This window comes from Caballeronia insecticola, assembly GCF_000402035.1.
Classification (GTDB): Bacteria; Pseudomonadota; Gammaproteobacteria; order Burkholderiales; family Burkholderiaceae; genus Caballeronia; species Caballeronia insecticola.
Window position 1 is genome coordinate 2,659,836 of record NC_021287.1, and the last position, 25,019, is coordinate 2,684,854.

Annotated in this window: 38 protein-coding genes; 2 read left to right on the forward strand and 36 right to left on the reverse strand. The window is 59.6% G+C overall.

Going from position 1 to position 25,019, the window contains the following annotated elements:
• Window positions 1–180 precede the first annotated feature (180 nt).
• Entirely contained in the window at window positions 181–855 is a 675-nt protein-coding gene (locus BRPE64_RS12290; protein WP_044042180.1) for a c-type cytochrome, read from the reverse strand.
• Between the two features lie 296 nt (window positions 856–1,151).
• Here BRPE64_RS12290 and yihA point away from each other — a divergent pair, with 296 nt between their 5' ends.
• Together yihA and hemB are read left to right on the forward strand one after the other, a co-directional pair.
• Window positions 1,152–1,814, forward strand: coding sequence for a ribosome biogenesis GTP-binding protein YihA/YsxC (gene yihA, locus BRPE64_RS12295; protein ID WP_044041633.1), 663 nt, complete (start codon window positions 1,152–1,154; stop codon window positions 1,812–1,814).
• A 266-nt stretch (window positions 1,815–2,080) separates the two neighbouring features.
• On the forward strand, window positions 2,081–3,079 hold the full coding sequence (gene hemB / locus BRPE64_RS12300) for a porphobilinogen synthase (RefSeq protein WP_016346456.1): 999 nt from the start codon (window positions 2,081–2,083) through the stop codon (window positions 3,077–3,079).
• A 53-nt stretch (window positions 3,080–3,132) separates the two neighbouring features.
• On the opposite strand, the gene dsbD is transcribed toward hemB, so the two are convergent.
• From dsbD to rpsL, 35 genes are all read right to left on the reverse strand, one after another.
• Complete coding sequence (dsbD, locus tag BRPE64_RS12305) at window positions 3,133–4,980, reverse strand: protein-disulfide reductase DsbD (protein ID WP_016346457.1); 1,848 nt, start codon at window positions 4,978–4,980, stop codon at window positions 3,133–3,135.
• On the reverse strand, window positions 4,973–5,305 hold the full coding sequence (gene cutA, locus BRPE64_RS12310) for a divalent-cation tolerance protein CutA (protein WP_044041636.1): 333 nt from the start codon (window positions 5,303–5,305) through the stop codon (window positions 4,973–4,975). The genes dsbD and cutA overlap by 8 nt, the downstream gene beginning before the upstream one ends.
• A gap of 152 nt (window positions 5,306–5,457) precedes the next feature.
• Entirely contained in the window at window positions 5,458–5,853 is a 396-nt protein-coding gene (gene rplQ, locus BRPE64_RS12315) for a 50S ribosomal protein L17 (RefSeq protein WP_016346459.1), read from the reverse strand.
• Window positions 5,854–6,011: 158 nt separating this feature from the next.
• Window positions 6,012–6,989 carry a DNA-directed RNA polymerase subunit alpha gene (locus BRPE64_RS12320; RefSeq protein WP_044041638.1) on the reverse strand — a complete coding sequence of 326 codons (978 nt, stop codon included), beginning with the start codon at window positions 6,987–6,989 and terminating at the stop codon, window positions 6,012–6,014.
• 146 nt (window positions 6,990–7,135) lie between these two features.
• Window positions 7,136–7,759 carry a 30S ribosomal protein S4 gene (gene rpsD, locus BRPE64_RS12325; RefSeq protein WP_016346462.1) on the reverse strand — a complete coding sequence of 208 codons (624 nt, stop codon included), beginning with the start codon at window positions 7,757–7,759 and terminating at the stop codon, window positions 7,136–7,138.
• A gap of 159 nt (window positions 7,760–7,918) precedes the next feature.
• Window positions 7,919–8,323: a 30S ribosomal protein S11 gene (rpsK, locus tag BRPE64_RS12330; protein WP_006052224.1), complete on the reverse strand. Its 405-nt coding sequence runs from the start codon at window positions 8,321–8,323 to the stop codon at window positions 7,919–7,921.
• Between the two features lie 28 nt (window positions 8,324–8,351).
• Window positions 8,352–8,717, reverse strand: coding sequence for a 30S ribosomal protein S13 (gene rpsM, locus BRPE64_RS12335; protein WP_008344037.1), 366 nt, complete (start codon window positions 8,715–8,717; stop codon window positions 8,352–8,354).
• A gap of 41 nt (window positions 8,718–8,758) precedes the next feature.
• On the reverse strand, window positions 8,759–8,875 hold the full coding sequence (rpmJ, locus tag BRPE64_RS12340) for a 50S ribosomal protein L36 (protein WP_004199844.1): 117 nt from the start codon (window positions 8,873–8,875) through the stop codon (window positions 8,759–8,761).
• A gap of 20 nt (window positions 8,876–8,895) precedes the next feature.
• On the reverse strand, window positions 8,896–9,114 hold the full coding sequence (infA, locus tag BRPE64_RS12345) for a translation initiation factor IF-1 (RefSeq protein WP_004521905.1): 219 nt from the start codon (window positions 9,112–9,114) through the stop codon (window positions 8,896–8,898).
• An 8-nt stretch (window positions 9,115–9,122) separates the two neighbouring features.
• Window positions 9,123–10,469, reverse strand: coding sequence for a preprotein translocase subunit SecY (gene secY, locus BRPE64_RS12350; RefSeq protein ID WP_044041646.1), 1,347 nt, complete (start codon window positions 10,467–10,469; stop codon window positions 9,123–9,125).
• 41 nt (window positions 10,470–10,510) lie between these two features.
• Window positions 10,511–10,945 carry a 50S ribosomal protein L15 gene (rplO, locus tag BRPE64_RS12355; protein WP_016346465.1) on the reverse strand — a complete coding sequence of 145 codons (435 nt, stop codon included), beginning with the start codon at window positions 10,943–10,945 and terminating at the stop codon, window positions 10,511–10,513.
• Window positions 10,946–10,975: 30 nt separating this feature from the next.
• A complete protein-coding gene (rpmD, locus tag BRPE64_RS12360) occupies window positions 10,976–11,158 on the reverse strand; it encodes a 50S ribosomal protein L30 (protein WP_016346466.1) in 183 nt (60 codons plus the stop codon).
• 14 nt (window positions 11,159–11,172) lie between these two features.
• A complete protein-coding gene (gene rpsE / locus BRPE64_RS12365) occupies window positions 11,173–11,691 on the reverse strand; it encodes a 30S ribosomal protein S5 (RefSeq protein WP_016346467.1) in 519 nt (172 codons plus the stop codon).
• Between the two features lie 14 nt (window positions 11,692–11,705).
• Window positions 11,706–12,071 (reverse strand): 50S ribosomal protein L18, encoded by a 366-nt coding sequence (gene rplR, locus BRPE64_RS12370; RefSeq protein WP_016346468.1) that lies wholly within the window; start codon window positions 12,069–12,071, stop codon window positions 11,706–11,708.
• 12 nt (window positions 12,072–12,083) lie between these two features.
• Window positions 12,084–12,617, reverse strand: coding sequence for a 50S ribosomal protein L6 (gene rplF / locus BRPE64_RS12375; RefSeq protein WP_016346469.1), 534 nt, complete (start codon window positions 12,615–12,617; stop codon window positions 12,084–12,086).
• 18 nt (window positions 12,618–12,635) lie between these two features.
• A complete protein-coding gene (rpsH, locus tag BRPE64_RS12380; protein WP_044041653.1) occupies window positions 12,636–13,031 on the reverse strand; it encodes a 30S ribosomal protein S8 in 396 nt (131 codons plus the stop codon).
• Window positions 13,032–13,045: 14 nt separating this feature from the next.
• Window positions 13,046–13,351: a 30S ribosomal protein S14 gene (gene rpsN, locus BRPE64_RS12385; RefSeq protein WP_016346471.1), complete on the reverse strand. Its 306-nt coding sequence runs from the start codon at window positions 13,349–13,351 to the stop codon at window positions 13,046–13,048.
• Window positions 13,352–13,358: 7 nt separating this feature from the next.
• The gene (rplE, locus tag BRPE64_RS12390; protein ID WP_016346472.1) at window positions 13,359–13,898 is read right to left on the reverse strand and encodes a 50S ribosomal protein L5; all 540 of its coding nucleotides are present in this window, start codon (window positions 13,896–13,898) and stop codon (window positions 13,359–13,361) included.
• Window positions 13,899–13,912: 14 nt separating this feature from the next.
• Window positions 13,913–14,221 carry a 50S ribosomal protein L24 gene (gene rplX, locus BRPE64_RS12395; RefSeq protein ID WP_016346473.1) on the reverse strand — a complete coding sequence of 103 codons (309 nt, stop codon included), beginning with the start codon at window positions 14,219–14,221 and terminating at the stop codon, window positions 13,913–13,915.
• A gap of 9 nt (window positions 14,222–14,230) precedes the next feature.
• Window positions 14,231–14,599 (reverse strand): 50S ribosomal protein L14, encoded by a 369-nt coding sequence (gene rplN, locus BRPE64_RS12400; RefSeq protein ID WP_006998478.1) that lies wholly within the window; start codon window positions 14,597–14,599, stop codon window positions 14,231–14,233.
• A 299-nt stretch (window positions 14,600–14,898) separates the two neighbouring features.
• Window positions 14,899–15,171 (reverse strand): 30S ribosomal protein S17, encoded by a 273-nt coding sequence (rpsQ, locus tag BRPE64_RS12405; RefSeq protein ID WP_008343854.1) that lies wholly within the window; start codon window positions 15,169–15,171, stop codon window positions 14,899–14,901.
• Window positions 15,168–15,362, reverse strand: coding sequence for a 50S ribosomal protein L29 (rpmC, locus tag BRPE64_RS12410; protein ID WP_035967606.1), 195 nt, complete (start codon window positions 15,360–15,362; stop codon window positions 15,168–15,170). Before rpmC ends, rpsQ begins: the two co-directional genes overlap by 4 nt.
• Window positions 15,363–15,372: 10 nt before the next feature.
• Window positions 15,373–15,789, reverse strand: a complete 417-nt coding sequence (rplP, locus tag BRPE64_RS12415) for a 50S ribosomal protein L16 (protein ID WP_008343852.1) — start codon at window positions 15,787–15,789, stop codon at window positions 15,373–15,375.
• Between the two features lie 2 nt (window positions 15,790–15,791).
• Entirely contained in the window at window positions 15,792–16,586 is a 795-nt protein-coding gene (gene rpsC, locus BRPE64_RS12420; protein WP_016346475.1) for a 30S ribosomal protein S3, read from the reverse strand.
• Between the two features lie 11 nt (window positions 16,587–16,597).
• Window positions 16,598–16,927, reverse strand: coding sequence for a 50S ribosomal protein L22 (rplV, locus tag BRPE64_RS12425; RefSeq protein ID WP_007730533.1), 330 nt, complete (start codon window positions 16,925–16,927; stop codon window positions 16,598–16,600).
• A gap of 12 nt (window positions 16,928–16,939) precedes the next feature.
• Window positions 16,940–17,215, reverse strand: a complete 276-nt coding sequence (rpsS, locus tag BRPE64_RS12430; protein ID WP_016346476.1) for a 30S ribosomal protein S19 — start codon at window positions 17,213–17,215, stop codon at window positions 16,940–16,942.
• Window positions 17,216–17,225: 10 nt separating this feature from the next.
• Window positions 17,226–18,053: a 50S ribosomal protein L2 gene (rplB, locus tag BRPE64_RS12435; protein WP_016346477.1), complete on the reverse strand. Its 828-nt coding sequence runs from the start codon at window positions 18,051–18,053 to the stop codon at window positions 17,226–17,228.
• Window positions 18,054–18,055: 2 nt separating this feature from the next.
• The gene (gene rplW, locus BRPE64_RS12440) at window positions 18,056–18,370 is read right to left on the reverse strand and encodes a 50S ribosomal protein L23 (protein ID WP_008343846.1); all 315 of its coding nucleotides are present in this window, start codon (window positions 18,368–18,370) and stop codon (window positions 18,056–18,058) included.
• Window positions 18,367–18,987, reverse strand: coding sequence for a 50S ribosomal protein L4 (gene rplD / locus BRPE64_RS12445; protein WP_016346478.1), 621 nt, complete (start codon window positions 18,985–18,987; stop codon window positions 18,367–18,369). Before rplD ends, rplW begins: the two co-directional genes overlap by 4 nt.
• A complete protein-coding gene (gene rplC, locus BRPE64_RS12450; protein ID WP_044042181.1) occupies window positions 18,987–19,646 on the reverse strand; it encodes a 50S ribosomal protein L3 in 660 nt (219 codons plus the stop codon). Before rplC ends, rplD begins: the two co-directional genes overlap by 1 nt.
• A 197-nt stretch (window positions 19,647–19,843) precedes the next feature.
• Entirely contained in the window at window positions 19,844–20,155 is a 312-nt protein-coding gene (rpsJ, locus tag BRPE64_RS12455) for a 30S ribosomal protein S10 (protein WP_006998489.1), read from the reverse strand.
• Window positions 20,156–20,292: 137 nt separating this feature from the next.
• Window positions 20,293–21,483 carry an elongation factor Tu gene (tuf, locus tag BRPE64_RS12460; RefSeq protein WP_016346480.1) on the reverse strand — a complete coding sequence of 397 codons (1,191 nt, stop codon included), beginning with the start codon at window positions 21,481–21,483 and terminating at the stop codon, window positions 20,293–20,295.
• A 64-nt stretch (window positions 21,484–21,547) separates the two neighbouring features.
• Entirely contained in the window at window positions 21,548–23,650 is a 2,103-nt protein-coding gene (gene fusA, locus BRPE64_RS12465) for an elongation factor G (protein WP_016346482.1), read from the reverse strand.
• Between the two features lie 129 nt (window positions 23,651–23,779).
• Window positions 23,780–24,250 carry a 30S ribosomal protein S7 gene (gene rpsG, locus BRPE64_RS12470; protein WP_006053291.1) on the reverse strand — a complete coding sequence of 157 codons (471 nt, stop codon included), beginning with the start codon at window positions 24,248–24,250 and terminating at the stop codon, window positions 23,780–23,782.
• Between the two features lie 201 nt (window positions 24,251–24,451).
• Entirely contained in the window at window positions 24,452–24,832 is a 381-nt protein-coding gene (rpsL, locus tag BRPE64_RS12475; RefSeq protein ID WP_006053290.1) for a 30S ribosomal protein S12, read from the reverse strand.
• Between the last annotated feature and the right edge of the window lie 187 nt (window positions 24,833–25,019).

Here is a 25,019-nt window from a genome sequence, read left to right on the forward strand (position 1 = left end):
GGTGGAGACGCAGGCGGTCTGGTCGACCGACGTCCCACCCTTTTCTTGTTTTCGCGCCGGTCTTCTCGGATCTTCCCGGGACCGGCTTCGTAGTATGCGCGCTTCCCGCATTTGCTGCTTTCGTTGCCGGGAAAGCACTGGACGCCGACTGCTGCGCTTAATGCACCGCCTGCACTGCTTTTAATGCAAACCGGCGATGTAATCAGCCACGGCCTTCATCTCCGCTTCATTCAAACGGGACGAGATGGCGTGCATCGGCTCGCTGTTGGCGCGTTGCCCTGAAGCAAACGCGTTCAGCTGCGCCACCGTGTAGTCGCCCCACTGCCACGACAAACGCGGATACTGCACCGGAATGCCCATGCCGGTTGCGCCGTGGCACGCCGCGCATGCCGGCACGCCCTTGTCCGCGATACCGCCACGATAGATCTTTTGACCCAGCGCGACGTCGTTCTTGTCGCGCGCGTAGTTGGGCTTGGCCTTCTGCGACGCGAAGTAAGCCGCGACGTTGACCATGTCCTGATCCGACAGTGCGCCCGCAATGCCCGCCATGATCGGATTGTTACGCGCCGGCGCCTTGGCACCCGGCTGCGTCTTGTAATCCTTCAATTGCTTGACGATGTATTCCGCGTGCTGTCCCGCGAGTTTCGGGAACGCCGCGCCGGCGCTGTTGCCGTCCGCCGCGTGACACGCCGCGCACACCTGGGTCGCGATGGCCTGTCCACGCGCCACATCCGGCTTGGCCGGCTGCGCGGGCTCCGCCGCATTCACCGACATCGAAACTGCTAGTCCACCGAAACCCACACCGAAAGCCGCCGCTGCCCGAATCACCACCAGAGACCTGTACAGTCGGTTCATTCGCTTACCCTGTTTTTCGTCTTGTGAGAATGTGAGGTTCTGCAAAAAACGACGGCGACCGATCATCGCCGCAAGATACCCGAACGAAAGGGCCCCAAAAAACGCCCGAAAAACTGTCTCGCTCCTCTCTGGGTGACGCCTGCGGCTTTGGGTCTTGCGTGCCCGTGCTGATCTTTAAAAATCCGTCGTATTGTACAATAACCCGCTACACGCAAAGACGCCAGTCGGAGCATGCCCAGTATTTGCCGGGTTCTCAAGGCTTCAAGTTTTCGCAGCTCTTTCGATTGGGCCCGCCAATGTCATTCCTGCTTCACCAGTCCCGCTTCTTCACCACCGTCAACCATCTGCGCGATCTGCCGCCTACGCCGCAGCCCGAAATCGCGTTCGGCGGTCGCTCGAATGCGGGTAAGTCGACAGCCATCAACGTGCTGTGCAACCAAAAGCGGCTCGCTTTCGCGAGTAAAACGCCCGGGCGCACGCAACACATCAACTACTTTGCCGTCGGGCCGGAAGCCGCGCCGGTCGGCTTTCTCGTCGATCTTCCAGGCTACGGTTATGCCGAAGTGCCGGGCGCGGCGAAGGAGCACTGGCAGCGCCTGCTCTCGACCTATCTGCAGAGCCGCGCGCAACTGCGCGGCATGATCCTCATGATGGATTCGCGCCGGCCGCTCACCGACCTCGATCGCATCATGATCGACTGGTTCGCACCCACCGGTAAGCCGATCCACGCGCTGCTCACCAAGTGTGACAAATTGACGCGACAGGAAATGACCAATGCCCTGCGCGCGACGAAAAAATCGTTCGCGGAATACCGCGACGCGGGTTATCGCGGCGAGTTGACCGTGCAGCTCTTCTCCGCGCTCAAGCGTACGGGTCTGGACGAAGCGCATGAGCTGATCGAAAGCTGGCTGATACCCGAAGAAGCAGGCGAGAACGCGCAGGAAGATGCGGCAGGCTGAGCCGTCGAGCGCGTGGGTCCGAGCGCTCCGGCATAAAAAAACCCGCCGCATTGACGGCGGGTTAACAGCCTAATCGAATATCGACAGGCACCCGCTCAGGGAGGAGAAGCGGGGAGTCCGGCGGCAAGCGCCTCGCTCGATCGGTATGATATACCATTGTCTCTAAACGGTTTCAGACGTAGCCAAGTGCTTGTTCGGCAAGGCTTTACGCCTCTCGAAACCGGTTTCGACGTCCCCGGAAGACCCCCTCAAAACCGAGTCAAGACATGAGCTTCTATCCCCACCATCGCCCGCGCCGCATGCGCCGCGATGACTTCTCGCGCCGTCTGATGCGCGAGAACACGCTGACGACGAACGACCTGATCTATCCGGTGTTCATCGTCGAAGGCACGAATGTGCGTCAGGCGGTGCCGTCGATGCCCGGCGTCGATCGCACGTCCGTCGATCTGCTGATGAAAGTCGCCGAGCAATGCGTCGAGTTGGGCGTGCCGGTGCTGTCGCTGTTTCCGGCGATCGAGCCGTCGCTGAAAACGCCTGACGGGCGCGAGGCCACGAACCCGGAAGGTCTGATTCCGCGCGCCGTTCGCGAATTAAAGAAGAATTTCCCGACGCTCGGCGTGCTCACCGACGTCGCGCTCGATCCGTACACGAGCCACGGTCAGGACGGCGTCCTCGACGAAGAAGGCTACGTGAAGAACGACGAGACGAGCGAGATTCTCGTCGAACAGGCGCGCACGCAGGCCGAGGCGGGCGTGGATATCGTCGCGCCGTCGGACATGATGGACGGCCGCATCGGCGCGATCCGCGAGATGCTCGAAAGCGAAGACCACATTCACACGCGCATCATGGCCTACGCGGCGAAGTACGCGTCGGCGTTCTATGGCCCGTTCCGCGATGCCGTCGGCTCGGCCGCGAATCTCGGCAAGAGCAACAAGATGACGTATCAGATGGACCCGGCCAACTCCGACGAAGCCATGCGCGAAGTGCGCATGGATATCGAGGAAGGCGCGGACATGGTGATGGTCAAGCCCGGCATGCCGTATCTCGACATCGTGCGCCGCGTGAAGGACGAGTTCCGCTTTCCGACTTACGCGTACCAAGTGAGCGGCGAATACGCGATGATCAAGGCCGCCGCGCAAAACGGCTGGATCGATCACGACAAGGTCATGATGGAAGCGCTGCTCGCGTTCAAGCGCGCGGGCGCGGACGGCGTGCTCACGTATTTCGCGCTCGATGCCGCGCGAATTCTGCGGGCATCGAAGTAAGCGTCTCTATCGGAGATGCGCAAAGGGCGATGCCTCGCGGCGTCGCCCTTTTTTTATCCGTTCGACGGACCGACTTTGTCGAGGCTCTTCAAAAACGTATCCGCCGATTCGTAGCCGACCACGCGCGCGACTTCGTTGCCTTGCGCATCGAAGAAGATGATGCCCGGCGGGCCGAACAACTTGAAGCGCTTGAGCAAGGCTTGATCGTCGGTGTTGTTCGCGGTCACGTCAGCGCGCAGGAGATTCAATTGCGCGAGGCGCGCCTGCACGCGGGCGTCGGAGAACGTCAGTTTCTCCATTTCCTTGCAGGACACGCACCAGTCGGCGTAGAAATCGAGCATCGCGGGACGCGTGGCTGCTTTGAGCGTCGAATCCAGTTCCGCCGATGAACGCACCGGCGCAAAGGCCGGTCCTTGCGATGCCGAGTTCGTGGCACTCGCGGCCGTAGACGCATCGCCGCGTGACGCCAGCACGGCGAGCGGTCGCAGCGGATCGGTCGAACCTGCCGCCAGTCCGACGAGCAACGTCGCTGCCCAGATGGCGAACGCCGCGCCGAGTCCACGCCCGAGCCGCTTCCACACGCCGACAGGCGTCGCCGCGCCCGACGAGAACAGTCCGAGCGAGGCCGCCGCAATCAACAGCCACAGGGCGGCCAGCAACATCTGCGCGACGACGCCGATCACCGGCCATACGATCCACAACGCAGCCGCCAGCAGGATCACGCCGAAGAACACCTTCACGCCGTCCATCCACGCGCCGGCGCGCGGCAGAATCGAGCCTGCGCCGAATCCGATGACGAGCAGCGGCACGCCGAGACCGATGCCCATCGCGAACAACGCTGCGCCGCCGAGCACCGCGTTGCCCGTATGCGCGATGAACGCGAGCACGGCGAAGAGCGGCGCCGTCATGCATGCGCCGACGACGAGCGCGGAGAGCGCGCCCATCACCGCGACTGCGGCGAACTTGCCGCCGCCGCGCTTCTGCGATGCCTCGTTGACGCCGCTTTGCCAACGCTCAGGCAGCGCGATGTCGATGCCCGAAATCAGCGCGATGGCGAAAGCCGCGAGCAGCACGCCGAACGCGCCGAGCACCCACGGATTCTGCAGCCACGCGCCGAGGCTCTGGCCGATCAGCGCGGCGGCAATGCCGAGCACGGTGTACACGAGCGCCATGCCGACGACATACGACACCGACAGCGCAAAGCCACGCGAGCGCGTCACGCGCGCGCCCTCGCCGACGATGATCGCGGAGAGAATCGGAATCATCGGGTACGAACAGGGCAGCAGGCTCAGCACGACACCCGCGAGGAAATACAGCCCGACAACCGCAAAGAATCCGCCGCCTTCGAGCATCGATTGCGCGTAGTCGGCGCTCGTCGCGCGTTCGAACCAGGACGATGAATCTTCGGCGCTTTTGGCCACGACGGACGATGTCGCGCCGGCCGGTTGAAGCGCATCGCCTTTGACGCGGTAGACCTTCTCCATCGGCGGATAACAGATGCCCTGATCCGCGCAGCCCTGCGAGATCACGGCCAGTTCGAACGGGCCCTTCGCCTGCGTGACGGGAACGCGGATGAGCAACTCGCCGCGATAGGTCTCGACGTCCTTGTTGAACGTCTGATCGAAATGGACTTTGCCGGCGGGCAGTTGCGCGGTGCCGATGGTCGCGTCGCCGCTCTTCACCGCGAACGCGAAACGCTCCCGATACATGTAATAGCCGTCGGCGATCTTGTAGCGCACCTCCACTTCGCCGGGCTTTTCGCTTGCGCTGAACTTGAACGCGACGGCGGGATCGAGGAAATCGTCGGCTGCACGCGCGGCGCCCGACAGCAGCGAAAAAGCGCTCAGCAGGAAGAGCGCAGCCAGGATTCGACGCGCAGTGAGACGGGAAAACTCAAACATGGAGAGGACGCTGCGTTTCTGCGTTGACCCACTGACCATAGTCGGGCGATGCATCCACCTGCCAGACCAGGATCTCGGGTGTTTCATAAGGATGGCGAGCCGAGATCAAACGCTGCAGCTCCTCGGCGCGCGCGACACTCGTCTTGAACAACAACTGCACCTCTAGCGAAGACTCGAGCGCGCCTTTCCAGTGATACCGCGAAGCCACCGCGCCGAGATTCGACACGCACGCGGCGACGCGCGCCTCCAACGCCGCTTGCGCGAGCGAATCGGCTGCGGCGGTGTCGGGCAAGGTGGACAGCATCAGAACGACAGGGACATTCACTCGTGACTCCAGCGCGGCGGGGCGGCTATCTCGATATCGTAGCATCGCCGACGATTCGGCATCTTGACGGTCAGGCGCGCTGAAAAGCCGCAGGCAGAATGCAAAAAGGCCAAGCTGAGCTTGGCCTTTCCGCTAACACTTTGAATCGGAATTTATTCCGCTTCTTGCACTTCTTCCGTTTCTTCGACTTCCGGGCGATCCATCAACTGGACCAGCGCCATCGGTGCGTTGTCGCCGACGCGGAAACCGAACTTCAGGATGCTGAGGTAGCCACCCGGACGGCTTGCGTAGCGCGGGCCGAGCACGTCGAACAGCTTCGCGACGGAATCACGGTCGCGCAGGCGGTTGAACGCCAGACGGCGGTTTGCCAGCGACGGCTTCTTGCCGAGCGTGATGAGGGGCTCGACGACCTTGCGCAGTTCCTTGGCCTTCGGCAGCGTCGTCTTAATGACTTCGTGCTCGATGAGCGAATTCGACATGTTGCGGAGCATTGCCAGACGATGGCTGCTCGTGCGGTTCAGTTTCCGCAGACCGTGCTTATGACGCATTTTCAGTTCCTTTAACGAGTTTTGATCCAGCTCTTCTATTGCGCCCCAAGTTTGGGAGCAGGCGCACGGGCCGGTCGAAAATAAAGCAAGACGCGGATTTTAAAGCAGAATCCGCGTCCGTGCCAACAGCTTTGCCAAATTCGGCAGCGACTTCGCTATTACTTGTCGAGACCGGCCGGCGGCCAGTTTTCGAGCTTCATACCGAGCGTCAGGCCACGCGAAGCCAGCACTTCCTTGATTTCGTTCAGCGACTTGCGGCCCAGATTCGGCGTCTTCAACAGTTCGTTTTCCGTGCGCTGGATCAGATCGCCGATGTAGTAGATGTTCTCGGCCTTCAGGCAGTTCGCGGAACGAACCGTGAGTTCGAGATCGTCCACCGGGCGCAGCAGGATCGGATCGATCTGCGGTGCACGCGACGGCGCTTCCGCTGCCGCTTCGGTGCCTTCCAGCGCTGCGAACACCGACAACTGATCGACCAGAATGCGTGCCGACTGGCGGATCGCTTCTTCCGGCGAGATCACGCCGTTGGTCTCGATGTTCATCACGAGCTTGTCGAGGTCGGTACGCTGTTCGACACGCGCGCTTTCCACGGCGTAGCTCACGCGGCGAACCGGCGAGAACGAAGCATCCAGCACGATGCGACCGATAATCTTGGCCGACTCTTCGCCATAACGGCGCACGTTGCCCGGCACATAGCCGCGGCCTTTTTCGATCTTGATCTGAACGTCGAGCTTACCGCCCTTCGACAGGTGCGCGACCACGTGCTCCGGATTGATGACCTCGCAATCATGCGCGAGTTCGATATCACCGGCCGTGACGACGCCTTCGCCTTCCTTGCGCAGCGTCACCGTGACTTCGTCGCGGTTGTGCAGCTTGAAAACGACACCCTTGAGGTTCAACAGCAGGTTGACCACATCCTCTTGCACACCATCGAGCGTCGAGTATTCGTGCACGACGCCTGCGATCGTCACTTCGGTCGGCGCATAGCCGATCATCGACGACAACAGCACGCGCCGGAGCGCGTTACCCAAGGTGTGGCCATAGCCGCGTTCGAACGGCTCCATAACCACCTTCGCATGGTTTTCACCAAGCGATTCAACTGCAATGATCTTGGGCTTCAACAAACTGGTTTGCATAGGTTTTCCTTTTCAATACCCTCGGCTCGTTACACCGATAAGGCTGACCGGTAACAACCTGGAAATAAACAGCCGAGGCTGCCCGTTGCCACCTGCAATCAGGCTCCCCGGCTGCAAATCCGGTTACCGCGCGTTCTGACGCGCGATTAACGCGAATACAATTCGACGATCAGGCTTTCGTTGATGTCGCCGGCGATATCGCTACGCTCGGGCATCGACTTGAACGTGCCTTCGAACTTCTTCGCATCGACCGACACCCAGCTGGGCATTCCACCTTGCTCGGCCAGCGAGAGGGCTTCGACGATACGTGCCTGCTTGCGCGACTGCTCGCGCACGGACACGACATCGCCCGACTTCACTTGCAGCGACGGAATGTTCGCAACCTGACCGTTCACCATGATCGACTTGTGGCTGACGAGCTGACGTGCTTCTGCGCGCGTCGAGCCGAAGCCCATGCGATACACGACGTTGTCGAGACGCGACTCGAGCAACTGCAGCAGGTTTTCGCCCGTCGGGCCCTTGCGGCGATCGGCTTCAGCGAAGTAGCGGCGGAACTGACGTTCCAGCACGCCGTAGATACGCTTCACTTTTTGCTTTTCGCGCAATTGGGTGCCGTAGTCGGACGTACGTGCGCCCGAGATGCGGCCGTGCTGGCCGGGCTTGCTGTCGAGCTTGCACTTGTCGGCGAGCGAGCGGCGTGCGCTCTTCAGGAACAGATCGGTGCCTTCACGGCGGGACAGTTTTGCTTTGGGACCGGTATAGCGTGCCACGTTGCATCCTTAAATATTGATCACGCAGACTTCGTCGAACTTCGGTCTGCGCTAGTCCGAACCCGGTGGGTCGAACGGTGGGCTTAGATAAAGCTTCATAACGCACGAAACCCGCCGATGCTCGCGCATCGACAGGAAACATGCGGTCGCGTCGGCGTATTAGATACGACGGCGCTTCGGCGGACGGCAACCGTTGTGCGGGACCGGCGTCACGTCGGAGATCGCGGTGATCTTGATGCCAAGACCATGCAGCGCGCGCACCGCCGATTCACGGCCAGGACCGGGGCCCTTGATCCGCACTTCGAGGTTCTTCACGCCGTATTCCATCGCCACACGGCCAGCCGACTCGGCTGCCACCTGAGCTGCGAAGGGAGTCGACTTACGCGAACCCTTGAAGCCCTGACCACCCGACGTCGCCCATGCAAGCGCGTTACCTTGACGGTCGGTGATCGTGATGATGGTGTTGTTGAACGACGCGTGAACGTGAACCACGCCCTCGGCGACGTTCTTCTTGACCTTCTTGCGAACGCGTTGCGCCGCGGAGTTGTTCGAAGCCTTAGCCATTACGTTTTCCTGTAACTGTCAGTTCCGCTTACTTCTTCAGCGATTGCGCTGCACGACGCGGACCCTTGCGCGTACGGGCGTTCGTGCGCGTACGCTGGCCACGCAGGGGCAAGCCCTTGCGATGACGCATGCCGCGGTAGCAACCCAAGTCCATCAGGCGCTTGATATTCATCGTCACTTCACGGCGGAGGTCGCCTTCGACGATGAACTTACCCACTTCGTCACGCAGCTTTTCGAGGTCTGCGTCAGTAAGGTCCTTGACCTTCTTCGAAAATTCCACACCAGCTGCGGTGCAAATGCCGCGGGAACGCGTGCGTCCGATGCCGAAGATTGCCGTCAGGCCGATCTCGGTATGCTGGTGATTCGGGATGTTAACCCCTGCGATACGAGCCATTGTTTTTCCTCAAACAAAAAGCGCAAGCAAAAGCGCGGCGTTCAGCCTTGACGCTGTTTGTGGCGCGGATCAGAGCTGCAAATCACGCGCACAACGCCCTTGCGCTTGATGATCTTGCAATTGCGGCAAATGCGCTTAACCGATGCCATCACTTTCATGATATTACCCTTTTTTCAAATCACTTCGCCCGGAACACGATCCGTGCACGAGACAGATCGTAAGGCGTCAATTCAACCGTAACCTTGTCGCCCGGTAGGATGCGGATATAGTGCATCCGCATCTTTCCGGAAATATGCCCCAGGACGACATGGCCATTTTCCAATTTCACCCGGAAAGTAGCGTTGGGGAGGTTTTCGATGACCTCACCCTGCATCTGGATAACATCGTCTTTGGCCATAGTCCTAATTAACGCATCGGGACGTTGCTACCCTTGAAGTTGGCCTTCTTGAGCAGCGATTCATATTGTTGCGACATAACGTACGACTGCACCTGAGCCATGAAGTCCATCGTGACGACGACAATGATCAGCAGCGACGTTCCACCAAAATAAAACGGCACGTTCCAGCGCAACACCAGAAACTCAGGCAGCAGGCACACGAATACGATGTAGATCGCACCAGCCAGCGTCAGACGCGTGAGGATGCGGTCGATATACCGTGCAGTCTGATCGCCCGGGCGGATACCCGGAACGAAAGCACCGCTCTTCTTCAAATTGTCGGCGGTTTCCCGGCTGTTGAACACCAGTGCGGTGTAAAAGAAGCAGAAGAAAACGATCGCCAACGCGTACAGCAGCACGTACACCGGTTGACCAGGCTTCAGCGCCTCGGCCACGCCGTGCAGCGTGTTCGCGAACCAGTTGGTACGCGTTCCCGAACTGAACCAGTTCAGGATGGTTGCCGGGAAGAGAATGATCGACGATGCAAAGATCGGCGGAATCACGCCCGACATGTTCAGCTTGAGCGGCAGATGGGACGACTGTCCGCCGTAAATCTTGTTACCGACCTGGCGCTTCGCGTAGTTCACGAGGATCTTGCGCTGCCCGCGTTCAATGAACACGACCAGATACGTGACCGCCGCGATCAACACGACGATGATGATCGCCGAGATGATGCTCATCGAACCGGTGCGAACCAATTCGAACAGACCGCCGATCGCATTCGGGAAACCCGCTGCGATACCACCGAAGATGATGATCGAAATACCGTTGCCGAGACCGCGTTCCGTGATCTGCTCACCAAGCCACATCAGGAACATCGTGCCCGTCACCAGCGTGACGACCGTCGTCAGGCGGAACACCATGCCGGGGTCCAGCACCAGAGCCGGCTGATTTTCCAGCGCGACCGCGATACCGAATGCCTGGAAGGTTGCGAGCACCACCGTGAAAATACGCGTGTACTGCGTAATCTTCCGTTGGCCGGCCTGCCCTTCCTTCTTCAGCGCCTCCATCTGCGGCGAAACGATCGACAGCAACTGCATGATGATCGACGACGAGATGTAGGGCATGATGCCCAACGCAAAGATCGTGAACCGCGACAGCGCGCCACCCGAGAACATGTTGAACATGCCAAGAATGCCGCCCGACTGGCTCTGGAACAGCTTCGCCAGCTGATCCGGATCGATGCCCGGAACCGGAATGTGCGCACCAATGCGGTAGACAATCAGCGCCAGCAGCAGAAACACTGCACGCCGGCGCAGATCGCCAAATTTCGCCGCGCTGCGACCGGGTTTTGCGAGACTCGGGCTGTTAGCCAAGAACCTTCTCCGATGCTAGTGCTAGTAACGGCGAAAACGCGTTACTCGGCGAACGAGCCGCCAGCGGCTTCGATTGCAGCACGGGCGCCCTTCGTTGCCGTCAGGCCCTTCACCGTGACCTTGCGCGTGATCTCGCCGGTCTTGATGATCTTCGCGCTCTTGATGAGCTCGCCGACCAGACCCGCTTGCTTCAACGCCAACAGATCGATTTCGTCGACCGGCAGCTTTTCCAGATCAGTCAGGCGCACCTGACCGACGAATTCCTTCGTCAGCGAGGTAAAGCCACGCTTCGGCAGACGACGCTGCAGAGGCATCTGACCGCCTTCGAAGCCGACCTTGTGAAAGCCGCCCGAACGCGATTTCTGACCCTTGTGGCCGCGACCCGCGGTCTTGCCGAGGCCCGAACCGATGCCGCGACCGACGCGGCGCTTTGCGTGCTTCGCGCCTTCAGCCGGCTTAAGGTTATTCAATTCCATGTTCAACTCCTTGGATCCTAGTCGGCGGCCTTAGCCGATGACCTTAACGAGGTACGAAACCTTGTTGATCATCCCGCGCACTGCCGGCGTGTCCTGCAGCTCGCTCACCGAGTTGAGGCGACGCAGGCCGAGGCCACGCACCGTTGCGCGGTGCGTTTCGCGGGTCCCGATCAGGCTCTTGACGAGCTGAATCTTGACAGTTTTCTCAGACATGATGACCTCGAGGCTTAGCCCAAAATATCTTCGACGGACTTGCCGCGCTTCGCCGCGATGTCGCTCGGCGTGGACTGCTTGCGCAGGCCGTCGAGCGTTGCACGAACGAGGTTGTACGGGTTCGTCGAACCGTGGCTCTTGGCCACCACGTTCTGCACGCCCATCACGTCGAACACTGCGCGCATCGGGCCGCCGGCGATCACGCCAGTACCATCCTTCGCCGGAGCGAGGAGGACCGCGGAAGCACCATGCTTGCCGTGCACTTCGTGTTGCAACGTACCGTTCTTGAGCGGTACCTTGAACATGTTGCGGCGGGCTTGTTCCATTGCCTTCTGAACGGCAACCGGAACTTCCTTCGCTTTGCCCTTGCCCATGCCGACGCGGCCATCACCGTCGCCAACCACGGTCAGTGCGGCGAAACCGAGAATCCGGCCACCCTTCACGACCTTGGTCACGCGGTTGACCGAAATCATCTTTTCGCGCAGGCCGTCGTCGCGTTCGTCAGCCTGAACTTTCGCTTGCATCTTTGCCATGACGAATTCTTCCCTTAGAACTTGAGCCCGGCTTCGCGCGCCGCATCAGCCAGCGCCTTCACGCGGCCGTGGTAGCGGAAACCCGAGCGGTCAAAGGCGACGGATTCGATGCCGGCAGCCTTGGCCTTTTCGGCGATACGCTTGCCGATCAGGGTTGCAGCGTTGACGTTGCCGCCCTTGCCCGACTTGTCAGCCAGCTCAGCGCGCACTTCGGCTTCCAGCGTCGAGGCGCTAGCCAGCACCTTCGTGCCGCACGCCGAGAACACTTGCGCGTAGATATGCGTATTCGTGCGATGCACGGCGAGACGCGCGACCTGCAGCTCAGCGATCTTGATACGCGTCTGACGAGCGCGGCGCAGGCGAGATTGAGTCTTATCCATGATTGCGCACCCTTACTTCTTCTTCGTTTCTTTGAGGATCACGACCTCGTCGGCATAGCGCACACCCTTGCCCTTATAGGGCTCCGGCGGACGATAGCCACGAACTTCCGCCGCGACTTGGCCGACCTTCTGCTTGTCGATCCCCTTGATCACGATTTCGGTCTGCGTCGGGGTTTCAGCCTTAATGCCTTCCGGCATCTGGTGCACCACGGGGTGCGAGAAACCCAGCGACAGGTTCAGCTTGTCGCCTTGCGCTTGTGCACGATAACCGACGCCAACCAGCGTCAGCTTGCGCTCGAAACCCTTGGTGACGCCATGCACCATGTTCGCCACCAAGGCGCGCATCGTGCCGGACATCGCGTTCGCTTCACGGCTTTCATCGTTCGGAGCGAGTTTCAGCGTACCGTTCTCGTTCGTCACGCTCACGAGCTTGTTGCCCGGTTGCGAGATCGTGCCGAGCGGACCCTTCACGGTGATGACGTCGCCCTTGACGGCCACTTCCGCGCCTTGCGGCAGCGTAATCGGGCTTTTACCTACTCGAGACATGTTTCTTCTCCTTAGGCGTTAAGCGACGTAGCAGATGACTTCGCCGCCGACGCCGTTCTGGCGCGCCTTGCGGTCGGTCATCACACCCTTCGGCGTCGATACGATGGCAACGCCCAGGCCGTTCATGACCTGCGGAATGTCGTTGCGACCGCGGTACACACGCAGACCAGGCTTCGAGACGCGTTCGAGACGCTCGATCACCGGACGGCCAGCGTAGTACTTCAACGCGATATTCAATTCGATCTTCGCGCCATCAGCCTTCACTGCGAAGTCGTCGATATAACCTTCGTCCTTCAAAACCTGCGCAATCGCAACCTTGACTTTCGACGAGGGCATAGTCACCGAAACCTTCTCGACCATCTGCGCATTGCGGATGCGAGTCAGCATATCGGCGATAGGATCACTCATGCTCATTTATGTTTCTCCTATTACCAGCTCGCCTTGGTCAGGCCAGGGATTTCGCCGCGGAAAGCGATTTCACGAATCTTGCCGCGCGCGAGTCCGAACTTGCGGAACGTACCACGCGGACGACCCGTGATCGCGCAGCGGTTACGCTTGCGAGTGGGGTTCGAGTTACGCGGCAGTTGTTGCAGCGCCAGACGTGCGAAATAACGCTCTTCGTCCGACTTGCTTGCATCGTCGATCACAGCCTTCAGTTCGGCACGCTTCGGAGCGTACTTTGCTGCCAGACGTGCGCGCTTCTTTTCACGTTCGATCAGTGCCAGTTTAGCCACGGTAACCTCAGTTTCTGAACGGGAACTTGAAGCCGGCGAGCAGCGCCTTTGCTTCGTCGTCAGTCTTCGCGGTAGTCGTGATGCTGATGTTCAGCCCACGCAGCGCGTCGATCTTGTCGTAGTCGATTTCGGGGAAAATGATCTGCTCTTTCACACCGATGTTGTAGTTGCCACGACCGTCGAATGCACGGCCCGACACGCCACGGAAGTCACGCACACGCGGGAGCGCAACCGTCACGAAACGGTCGAGGAATTCGTACATCGCTTGGCCGCGCAGCGTAACCATCGCGCCGATCGGGTAGCCCTGACGAATCTTGAAGCCTGCGATTGCCTTGCGTGCCTTCGTGATAACCGGCTTCTGGCCAGCAATCTTCGTCAGGTCGCCCACGGCGTTTTCGATGATCTTCTTGTCAGCGACGGCTTCGCCAAGACCCATGTTCAGGGTGATCTTGGTGATGCGCGGCACTTCCATGACGGACTTGTAGCCGAACTTTTCAACGAGTTGCGGCACAACCTTTTCTTTGTAAATCTCTTGCAGACGAGCCATTTTTTAACTCCGCGTCAGGCGTTGAGCGTGGCGCCGGTCGACTTCAGGAAACGAACCTTCTTTCCGTCTTCGACCTTGATGCCCACACGCGATGCCTTGCCATTCGCGTCGACAACTGCGACGTTCGAAATATGCAACGGCATCGACTTGGCTTCCACACCGCCCGTCGTACCCTTCATCGGGTTCGGCTTCACGTGCTTCTTGACGAGGTTGATGCCCTCGACCGTGACACGATCTTCCCCAACGGCCAGCACGGTGCCGCGCTTGCCCTTGTCCTTGCCGGTGATGACGATGACTTCGTCACCCTTGCGAATCTTATTCATCGCGACTCCTTACAGCACTTCCGGCGCGAGCGAAACGATCTTCATGAATCGTTCGCTACGCAGTTCACGCGTCACCGGCCCGAAAATACGCGTGCCGATCGGCTCGAGCTTCGTATTCAACAGTACGGCGGCATTGCCGTCGAACTTGATGAGCGAGCCATCCTGGCGACGCACGCCTTTGGCCGTGCGAACGACCACGGCGTTGTAGATTTCGCCCTTTTTCACGCGTCCGCGCGGCGTCGCTTCCTTGACGGTCACCTTGATGATGTCGCCAATGCTAGCGTAACGACGCTTCGAGCCGCCGAGCACCTTGATGCACATGACTTCACGCGCACCCGTGTTGTCGGCCACTTCAAGCCGAGTTTCGGTCTGGATCATGGTTTATCTTTCCCAACTTAATCCGGTCACACCACCATGGCGCATCCGGTCAGTCTTGGTCCCGTCAGCCAATCGGCTGCTTGGGTTAGAACAGGCAGCGAAGGCAGACGAAACCCGCCATCGCAATCCGGTGAATCTGTCGACTCAGGCTGAGCGCCCGAGCCGGCTTCCCCCACCAATTTCGCCCGCGACGGGGCTCCCACAAAGAGGGAAGACCGAGATTATAACAAATAATCCCGGTCTTGCAAGCGAAACTTACTGCGATACTACTTACTGCATCGCTTCTTACAGCTACAGCTTTAGATCACGCGAGCCGCTTCAACCAGCTTCGACACAACCCAGGCTTTCGTCTTCGAAATCGGACGGGTTTCCTGGATTTCGACGAGATCGCCTTCGTTGTACGTGTTCGCGTCATCATGCGCGTGGTACTTCTTGGAGCGCACGACGTACTTGCCGTAGATCGGGTGCTTCACGCGGTGCTCGACCAGCACGGTAACCGTCTTGTCCATCTTGTTGCTGACGACCTTGCCGACCAGCGTCCGCTTGAGCGAGGTTTTTACGCTATCGTTCATTTCTGGTTCGCCTTCTCAGTCAGGACGGTACGAACGCGTGCGATGTCACGACGGACCTTCTTCAGCTGGCTCGTGTTCGTGAGCTGCTGGGTCGCGAGTTGCATGCGCAGGCCGAATTGCGCCTTCAGCAGGTCCGACAGCTCTTGATTGAGCGCGGCCTGGTCTTTCTGGTGAAGTTCAGATGCCTTCATCATTTACTCCTTAGGCGCCGAGCTGACGAACGACGAAGTTCGTCTTGAGCGGCAGCTTGGCTGCAGCCAGACGGAACGCTTCGCGCGCCAGTTCTTCGGAGACACCGTCCATTTCGTACAGCATCTTGCCCGGTTGAATTTCAGCGACGTAGTACTCGGGGTTACCTTTACCGTTACCCATACGTACTTCGGCCGGCTTTTGCGAAATCGGCTTGTCCGGGAAAATGCGGATCCAGATCCGGCCACCACGCTTGATGTGACGCGTCATCGCACGACGCGCAGCTTCGATCTGACGCGCCGTCAAACGGCCACGACCGATAGCCTTCAGACCGTATTCACCGAACGACACCGCGTTGCCGCGCGTCGCCTTGCCGGTGTTACGACCCTTCTGCTCTTTGCGATACTTTCTGCGTTTCGGTTGCAGCATCGTTATTCTCCAGTCTTCGCGTCACCGCCAGCGCGACGGGGTGCACCGCGACGCGCGCCAGCCGGAGCGCCTTCACCGTCACGGCGCGGACGGCGATCGCCACCCGGACGTGCGTTGCGGCGCGGACGCTTTTCTTCCGCCACTTCTTCAACCACCGGCGCTTCGTTGCGGCCCAGGGTGTCGCCCTTATAGACCCACACCTTCACGCCGATGATGCCGTACGTGGTCTTCGCTTCCGAAGTCGCGTAGTCGATATCCGCACGCAGCGTATGGAGGGGCACGCGACCTTCGCGATACCACTCGGTACGAGCGATTTCGATACCGTTCAGACGGCCCGCGCTCATGATCTTGATGCCCTGGGCGCCAAGACGCATCGCGTTTTGCATCGCGCGCTTCATCGCACGGCGGAACATGATCCGGCGTTCGAGCTGCTGCGTGATCGAGTCAGCGATCAGCTGAGCATCGGTTTCCGGCTTGCGAATTTCTTCGATGTTGACGTGGACCGGAACGCCCATACGCTTCTGCAGTTCCGCCTTCAACAGTTCGATGTCTTCGCCCTTCTTGCCGATGACAACGCCCGGACGCGAGCTGTAAATCGTGATACGCGCGTTCTTCGCCGGACGCTCGATGACGACGCGGCCGACCGAAGCGTTCTTCAGCTTCTTCTTCAGATATTCACGAACACCGATGTCTTCCTGCAACATCGCCGCGAAATTGTTGTTGTTCGCGTACCAGCGCGAAGCCCAATTGCGGCTGACGGCCAAACGGAAGCCAGTCGGATGAATTTTCTGTCCCATCGTATGGCTCCTTAATTCCCGACCGTCACAGTGATGTGACAGGATTGCTTCTCGATGCGGTTACCGCGACCCTTAGCGCGTGCGGTAAAACGCTTCAGCGAAGCAGCCTTGTCGACGTAGATGCTCGTGATCTTGAGCTCGTCGATATCGGCGCCTTCGTTGTGTTCCGCATTCGCGATCGCAGACAGCACGACCTTCTTGACGATACCCGCCGCCTTCTTCGGCGAGAACGTCAGGACGTTCAGCGCCTTGTCGACCGGCAAACCACGAATCTGGTCAGCCACAAGGCGCGTTTTCTGCGCCGAGATGCGGGCACCGCGATGAATTGCTTTCACTTCCATCTTGATTGCCCCTTATTTCTTGGCCTTCTTGTCGGCCGCGTGACCCTTGAACGTACGGGTCAGTGCGAACTCGCCAAGCTTGTGGCCGACCATGTTTTCCGACACATACACCGGAACGTGCTGACGGCCGTTGTGAACAGCGATCGTCAGACCGATGAAGTCCGGCAGAATCGTCGAACGACGCGACCAGGTTTTGATCGGCTTCTTGTCACGCGAAGCTGCAGCCGCCTCAACTTTCTTCAGCAAATGGGCGTCGCAGAACGGACCTTTTTTAATAGAACGTGCCATTGCTTACTCCTTAACGCTTGTGACGGCGCTGAACGATCATGGTCGTCGTGCGCTTGTTGCTGCGGGTGCGATAGCCCTTCGTCGGCGTGCCCCACGGGCTCACCGGATCGCGACCTGCTGCCGTCTTGCCTTCACCACCGCCGTGCGGGTGATCGACCGGGTTCATTGCAACACCACGCACCGTCGGGCGGATACCGCGCCAGCGGTTCGCGCCAGCCTTACCGATTTGACGGAGGCTGTGCTCTTCGTTGCCGACTTCACCGATCGTTGCGCGGCACTCGACGTGCACGCGGCGAATTTCGCCCGAACGCAGACGAACCTGCGCGTAGACGCCTTCGCGTGCCAGCAGCATGGCGGACGTACCAGCCGAACGCGCGATTTGCGCGCCCTTGCCCGGCAGCATCTCGATGCAGTGGATCGTCGTACCGACCGGAATGTTGCGGATCGGCAGCGCGTTGCCTGCCTTGATCGGCGCTTCCGAACCGGACATCAGCGGCGTACCAACCGCCACGCCCTTCGGCGCGATGATGTAGCGACGCTCACCGTCCGCGTACAGAACCAGCGCAATGTTCGCGCTACGGTTCGGGTCGTACTCGAGACGCTCGACCTTCGCCGGGATGCCGTCCTTGTTGCGACGGAAATCGACGATACGATAGTGCTGCTTATGACCACCGCCCTGGTGACGCGTGGTGATGCGGCCGTTGTTGTTACGGCCCGCCGACTTGGATTGCGCGTCGAGCAGCGCAGCGTGCGGCTTGCCCTTATGCAGATCCTTGTTGACGATCTTGACCATCGCGCGGCGACCCGGCGAGGTCGGCTTAACTTTCACGATTGCCATGATTACTTGGCCTCCGCTTCAAAGTTGATTTCCTGGCCGGGCTTCAGGCAGACATAAGCCTTCTTCACGTCCTTGCGCTTGCCATTGAAGCGGCCAAAGCGCTTGGCTTTACCCTTCGTGACCAGCACGTTGACGGAATTGACTTCGACCTTGAACAGCAGCTCGACAGCAGCCTTGACTTCCTGCTTCGTGGCGTCCGGTGCGACTTCGAACACGACTTGCTCGTTCTTGTCGGCAACCAGCGTCGCCTTTTCGGAGATCACCGGCGCGAGCAGAACTTGCATCAAACGATGATCGTTTTTGCGAATTTCGCTCATGACAGCAACTCCTCGATCTGAGCGACCGCAGCCTTCGTGATCAGAATCTTCTTGAAGTAGATCAGCGAGAGCGGGTCGGCGTAACGCGGCTCGACAACGGCCACGTGGGCCAGATTGCGCGACGCGAGGTACAGGTTTTCGTCGACCGTATCGGTGATGACCAACACGGAGTCGAGACCCATCGCCTTGAATTTATCGGCCAACAGCTTGGTCTTCGGGGCTTCGAGCGCGAGGTCTTCGACCACCGAGATACGGCCTTCGCGAGCCAGCTGCGAGAAGATCGAGCAGAGGCCTGCGCGATGCATCTTCTTGTTGACCTTGTGCGAGAAGTTTTCTTCCGGCGAATTCGGGAAGATGCGACCACCGCCACGCCACAACGGGCTCGACGACATACCGGCACGAGCGCGGCCCGTACCCTTCTGACGCCACGGCTTCTTGGTGGTGTGCTTGACCTGCTCGCGATCCTTCTGCGCGCGGTTGCCGCTACGTGCGTTCGCTTGATAAGCGACGACGATCTGGTGAATCAGGGCTTCGTTGTAATCGCGACCGAACACGACGTCCGATGCGTTCACGCCAGCACCTTCCTGACCATTGGCATTCAGGAGCTTAAGTTCCATTATTTCGCTCCTTTCACAGCACGCGTCTTGACGGCCGGGGTCACGAAGACCTTGCCGCCCTTCGCACCGGGGACAGCGCCGCGGACGAGCAGCAGATTGCGCTCGGCGTCGATGCGGGCGATTTCGAGATTCTGCACGGTCACGGTTTCGTCACCGAGGTGACCCGTCATGCGCTTACCCGGGAACACACGACCCGGATCTTGCGCCATACCGATCGAACCCGGAACGTTGTGCGAACGCGAGTTACCGTGCGATGCACGGCCGGAAGCGAAGTTGTAACGCTTGATGGTACCGGCGTAGCCCTTACCGATCGACGTGCCTTGCACATCAACCTTCTGGCCGACTTCGAAAATGTCCGTACCGATCACGGCGCCGTTCGACAGATCACCTGCCTTGGCCGAATCGATATGGAATTCCTTGAGGATTTCACCGGCTTGAACGCCGGCTTTGGCGAGGTGACCCGCCAACGGCTTCGTCACGCGCGATGCGCGGCGAGCACCGAATGCAACCTGAACGGCGGTATAACCATCCGTTTCAACGGTCTTGATCTGCGTCACGCGGTTGTCCGACACGTCCAGCACGGTGACGGGGATCGAGTCCCCTTCAGGCGTGAAGATACGGGTCATGCCAACCTTGCGACCTACGAGTCCAAGGCTCATCGTTTTCTCCATTCCCAACTGCGATTGGTCGGGGCTGATTTACAAATACCGGCTTCGTCACAGAAGACTGGGTCGGCTTTTTCTTGCGCGTAGGCGCGAAAAGCCTTGGAGTATAACAAGGCTTTTCGTTTTCTGCAAGCAATCAAAGACTTAGCCTGTCCGATTGCCTGGTTGGCCTTCAGACAAGGCTTTCGGGCTTACTGCAGTTTGATCTCGACGTCAACGCCAGCCGGCAGATCGAGCTTCATCAGCGCGTCGACGGTCTTGTCCGTCGGATCGACGATGTCCATCAGACGCTGGTGAGTACGGATTTCGAGCTGGTCGCGCGACGTCTTGTTGACGTGCGGCGAACGCAGGATGTCAAAACGCTGAATACGCGTCGGCAGCGGCACCGGGCCACGGACGATTGCGCCAGTCCGCTTCGCCGTATCGACGATCTCGGCTGCCGATTGATCGATCAGGCGATAGTCGAAAGCCTTCAGACGAATGCGGATTTTCTGGTTCTGCATGACAATTCCTTGAAAGAGCGAGGCGGTCTTGCACCGCCAATTAGGCAAAAGAGCGTGGGGCCGGACACTCGCTGAGGGCGAACGTCCAGCCCCGGTCACATTACTTCAGTACATCTACACCAGGCGGACTCGAGATTTTACTCGATAATCTTCGCGACGACACCAGCGCCGACGGTACGACCGCCTTCACGGATTGCGAAACGCAGACCTTCTTCCATGGCGATCGGGGCGATCAGCTTGACCGTGATCGACACGTTGTCGCCCGGCATCACCATTTCCTTGTCCTTCGGCAGCTCGATCGAGCCCGTCACGTCCGTCGTACGGAAGTAGAACTGCGGACGGTAGTTGTTGAAGAACGGCGTGTGACGGCCGCCTTCGTCCTTGCTCAGCACGTACACTTCAGCCGTGAAGTGCGTGTGCGGCGTGATCGAACCCGGCTTGGCCAGAACCTGGCCACGCTCCACGTCTTCACGCTTCGTGCCGCGCAGCAGGATACCGACGTTGTCGCCTGCCTGACCTTGGTCGAGCAGCTTGCGGAACATTTCCACGCCCGTGCAAGTGGTCTTCACCGTCGTCTTGATACCGACGATTTCGATTTCCTCGCCAACCTTCACCACACCGCGCTCGATACGACCCGTCACTACCGTGCCGCGACCCGAGATCGAGAACACGTCTTCCACCGGCATCAGGAACGAACCGTCCACAGCGCGCTCCGGCGTCGGGATGTACGTGTCCAGCGCGTCGGCCAGGTTCATGATCGCCACTTCGCCCAGTTCACCCGTGTCGCCTTCCAGCGCGAGCTTGGCCGAACCCTTGATGATCGGCGTGTCGTCGCCCGGGAAGTCGTACTTCGACAGGAGTTCGCGCACTTCCATTTCGACGAGTTCGAGCAGCTCGGCGTCGTCCACCATGTCGCACTTGTTCAGGAACACGATGATGTAAGGCACGCCAACCTGACGGGCCAGCAGGATGTGCTCACGCGTTTGCGGCATCGGGCCGTCAGCGGCCGAACACACCAGGATTGCGCCGTCCATCTGCGCTGCACCCGTGATCATGTTCTTCACGTAGTCGGCGTGGCCCGGGCAGTCGACGTGTGCGTAGTGGCGGTTAGCCGTTTCGTACTCGACGTGCGCGGTGTTGATGGTAATACCACGTGCCTTTTCTTCCGGCGCTGCATCGATCTGGTCGTATGCCTTCGCTTCGCCGCCGAACTTCTTGGTCAGCACCGTCGTGATTGCTGCCGTCAGCGTGGTCTTGCCGTGGTCAACGTGACCGATCGTGCCCACGTTCACGTGCGGCTTGGTCCGCTCGAATTTACCTTTTGCCATGATTACCTTCTTTCAGAGATTGTTTATCGGTTAAAAGCTTGTGGCCTGCCGAATGCTTGCGGGATTACTTACCCTTGGCGTTGATGATCGCGTCGGCGACGTTACGCGGAGCTTCAGCATAGTGCTTGAATTCCATCGTGTACGTAGCACGGCCTTGCGTCAGCGAGCGCAGCGAGGTCGAGTAGCCGAACATTTCCGACAGCGGCACTTCGGCGCGAACGATCTTGCCGCCGCCAACCATGTCTTCCATGCCCTGGACGATACCGCGACGGCCCGACAAGTCGCCCATCACGTTGCCCATGTAGTCTTCCGGCGTTTCGACTTCCACAGCCATCATCGGTTCGAGGATGACCGGGCTTGCCCTGCGCATTGCTTCCTTGAAGGCCATCGAGCCGGCCATACGGAACGCGTTTTCGTTCGAGTCGACGTCGTGGTACGAACCGAACGTCAGGTGAACCTTCACGTCGACGACCGGGAAGCCAGCCAGCACGCCTGCCTTCAGCGTTTCCTGGATACCCTTGTCGACCGCCGGGATGAATTCGCGCGGAATCACGCCGCCCTTGATTTCGTCCAGGAACTCGTAGCCCTTACCCTGCTCATTCGGCTCAAGCGTAATGACAGCGTGACCGTACTGACCACGACCGCCCGACTGCTTGACGAACTTGCCGTCGACGTCTTCTGCCTTGCTGCGAATGGTTTCGCGGTAAGCAACCTGCGGCTTGCCGACAGTCGCTTCCACGCCGAATTCGCGGCGCATACGGTCGACCAGAATTTCGAGGTGGAGCTCGCCCATACCCGAAATGATGGTTTGGCCCGACTCTTCGTCCGTCTGAACGCGGAACGACGGATCTTCCTGTGCCAGACGATTCAGCGCCAGACCCATCTTTTCCTGGTCAGGCTTGGTCTTCGGCTCGACAGCCTGCGAAATCACCGGCTCCGGGAAAATCATGCGTTCGAGCACGATCGGGCTTTGCGGATCGCACAGCGTGTCGCCCGTGGTCGCTTCCTTCAAGCCAACGGCAGCCGCGATGTCGCCCGCGCGCACTTCCTTGATTTCTTCGCGCTGGTTCGCGTGCATCTGCAGAATACGGCCGAGACGTTCCTTCTTGTCCTTGGTCGCGTTCAGCACCGTGTCGCCCGAATTCACAACGCCCGAGTACACACGGAAGAAGATCAGCTGACCAACGAACGGGTCCGTCATGATCTTGAACGCCAGTGCCGAGAACTTTTCGTCGTCGGCTGCACGGCGCTCGCCCTTCTCACCGCTTTCGAGTTCGCCCGTAACCGGGGGAATGTCGACCGGCGACGGCAGGAAGTCGATCACGGCGTCGAGCATACGCTGCACGCCCTTGTTCTTGAACGCGGTGCCGCACAGCATCGGCTGGATTTCGCACGCGATGGTCCGGTCGCGGATCGCCTTGACGATTTCCGCTTCGGTCAGCTCTTCGCCGCCGAGGTACTTTTCCATCAACTCTTCGCTGGCTTCGGCAGCCGATTCGATCATCTTCTCGCGCCACTCGTTGCAGCTATCGACGAGTTCAGCGGGAATATCGACGTAGTCGAACTTCGTACCCTGGGACGCTTCGTCCCAAATGATCGCCTTCATCTTCAGGAGGTCGACGACACCCTTGAAGCTTTCTTCCGCACCGATCGGCACGACGACGGGAACCGGGTTCGCCTTCAGGCGGTTCTTCAGCTGGTCGTAGACCTTGAAGAAGTTCGCGCCGGTACGGTCCATCTTGTTGACGAACGCGAGACGCGGAACCTTGTACTTATTGGCCTGACGCCACACGGTTTCCGACTGCGGCTGCACGCCGCCCACTGCGCAGTAGACCATGCACGCGCCGTCGAGCACGCGCATCGAGCGCTCGACTTCGATCGTGAAGTCGACGTGTCCCGGCGTGTCGATGATGTTGATGCGGTGCTCGGGATAGTTGCCGCCCATGCCCTTCCAGAACGCCGTCGTAGCAGCCGACGTGATGGTGATGCCGCGCTCCTGCTCCTGCTCCATCCAGTCCATCGTTGCTGCGCCGTCGTGAACTTCACCAATCTTGTGGTTCACGCCCGTATAGAACAGGATGCGCTCGGTCGTCGTCGTCTTGCCGGCGTCGATGTGAGCGCTAATACCGATATTGCGGTAGCGCTCGATAGGTGTCTTGCGAGCCACTTTGGATCCTTTTTCGGGGTCGACGCGCCTGCTCGTTTGCGATGAGCCGGCCGCGTCCTAACACAAACGGGCGAGGCGCCGAATTTAGCGCACCCGCCCTGATTTTCCGTTTGCCCTATGAGCGGGAGCTTAGAAACGGAAGTGCGAGAATGCCTTGTTGGCCTCTGCCATACGGTGAACTTCGTCGCGCTTCTTCATCGCGCCGCCGCGGCCTTCAGCCGCTTCGGAGAGTTCACCTGCGAGACGCAGGGCCATCGACTTTTCGCTGCGCTTCTTCGCGGCTTCACGCAACCAACGCATCGCCAATGCCATACGACGCGAGGGGCGCACTTCGACCGGAACCTGATAGTTGGCACCACCAACGCGACGGCTCTTCACTTCGACCACCGGCTTCACGTTGTTGAGCGCAACCGTGAACACTTCCAGCGGGTCCTTGCCACCCTTGGTCTGGATCTGTTCAAAAGCGCCGTACACGATGCGCTCTGCAACCGACTTCTTGCCGGAGAGCATCAGCACGTTCATGAACTTGGCTACATCTACGTTGCCGAATTTCGGATCCGGCAACACTTCCCGCTTGGGGACTTCGCGACGACGCGGCATGTTTCTTCCTTTACTTTTTCAGTTGGAGCCGACTCCAAACGAGTCTTGAGCCCCGCGGCCACCAACAAACCCGATCCATCTCTCGACTAAACCAGCTTGGCCGGGTGACCACTTACTCGATAGCACCGGCACTTCCGGCACCACCGCCTTAACCGCCTTACGGCGAACCTGAAACTGCTTTCGTACTACTGGACCAGCAGCTTACTTGCCGGCCTTGGCGCGCTTCGCACCGTACTTCGAGCGAGCTTGCTTACGATCCTTGACGCCCTGGGTATCCAGCGAGCCGCGAACCATGTGGTAACGCACACCCGGCAAGTCCTTCACACGGCCGCCGCGAATCAGCACGACCGAGTGCTCTTGCAGGTTGTGGCCTTCACCGCCGATGTACGAAATCACTTCGAAGCCGTTCGTCAGACGAACCTTGGCAACCTTACGGAGTGCCGAGTTCGGCTTCTTCGGCGTCGTGGTGTACACGCGCGTGCACACGCCACGACGCTGAGGGCAGTCCTGCAAAGCCGGCGACTTGCTTTTCGTCGTTTCCGACGTGCGGCCTTTGCGAACCAGTTGATTGATGGTTGGCATTGTTTAATCCTAAAAATGAACAAAATCAGCGCGGGTCTCAACGGGCAAAGCGTTTCGACCGCGCTTTTGACGTTCTCGCGAATGGCTTTCGCTTGGGCTACCCGGCACAAAACCGGCCGCACAGACGGACCAAGGACGAGAACCTAGCATGATAGTCCGAAAATCCCAATCGGGTCAATACATTGGG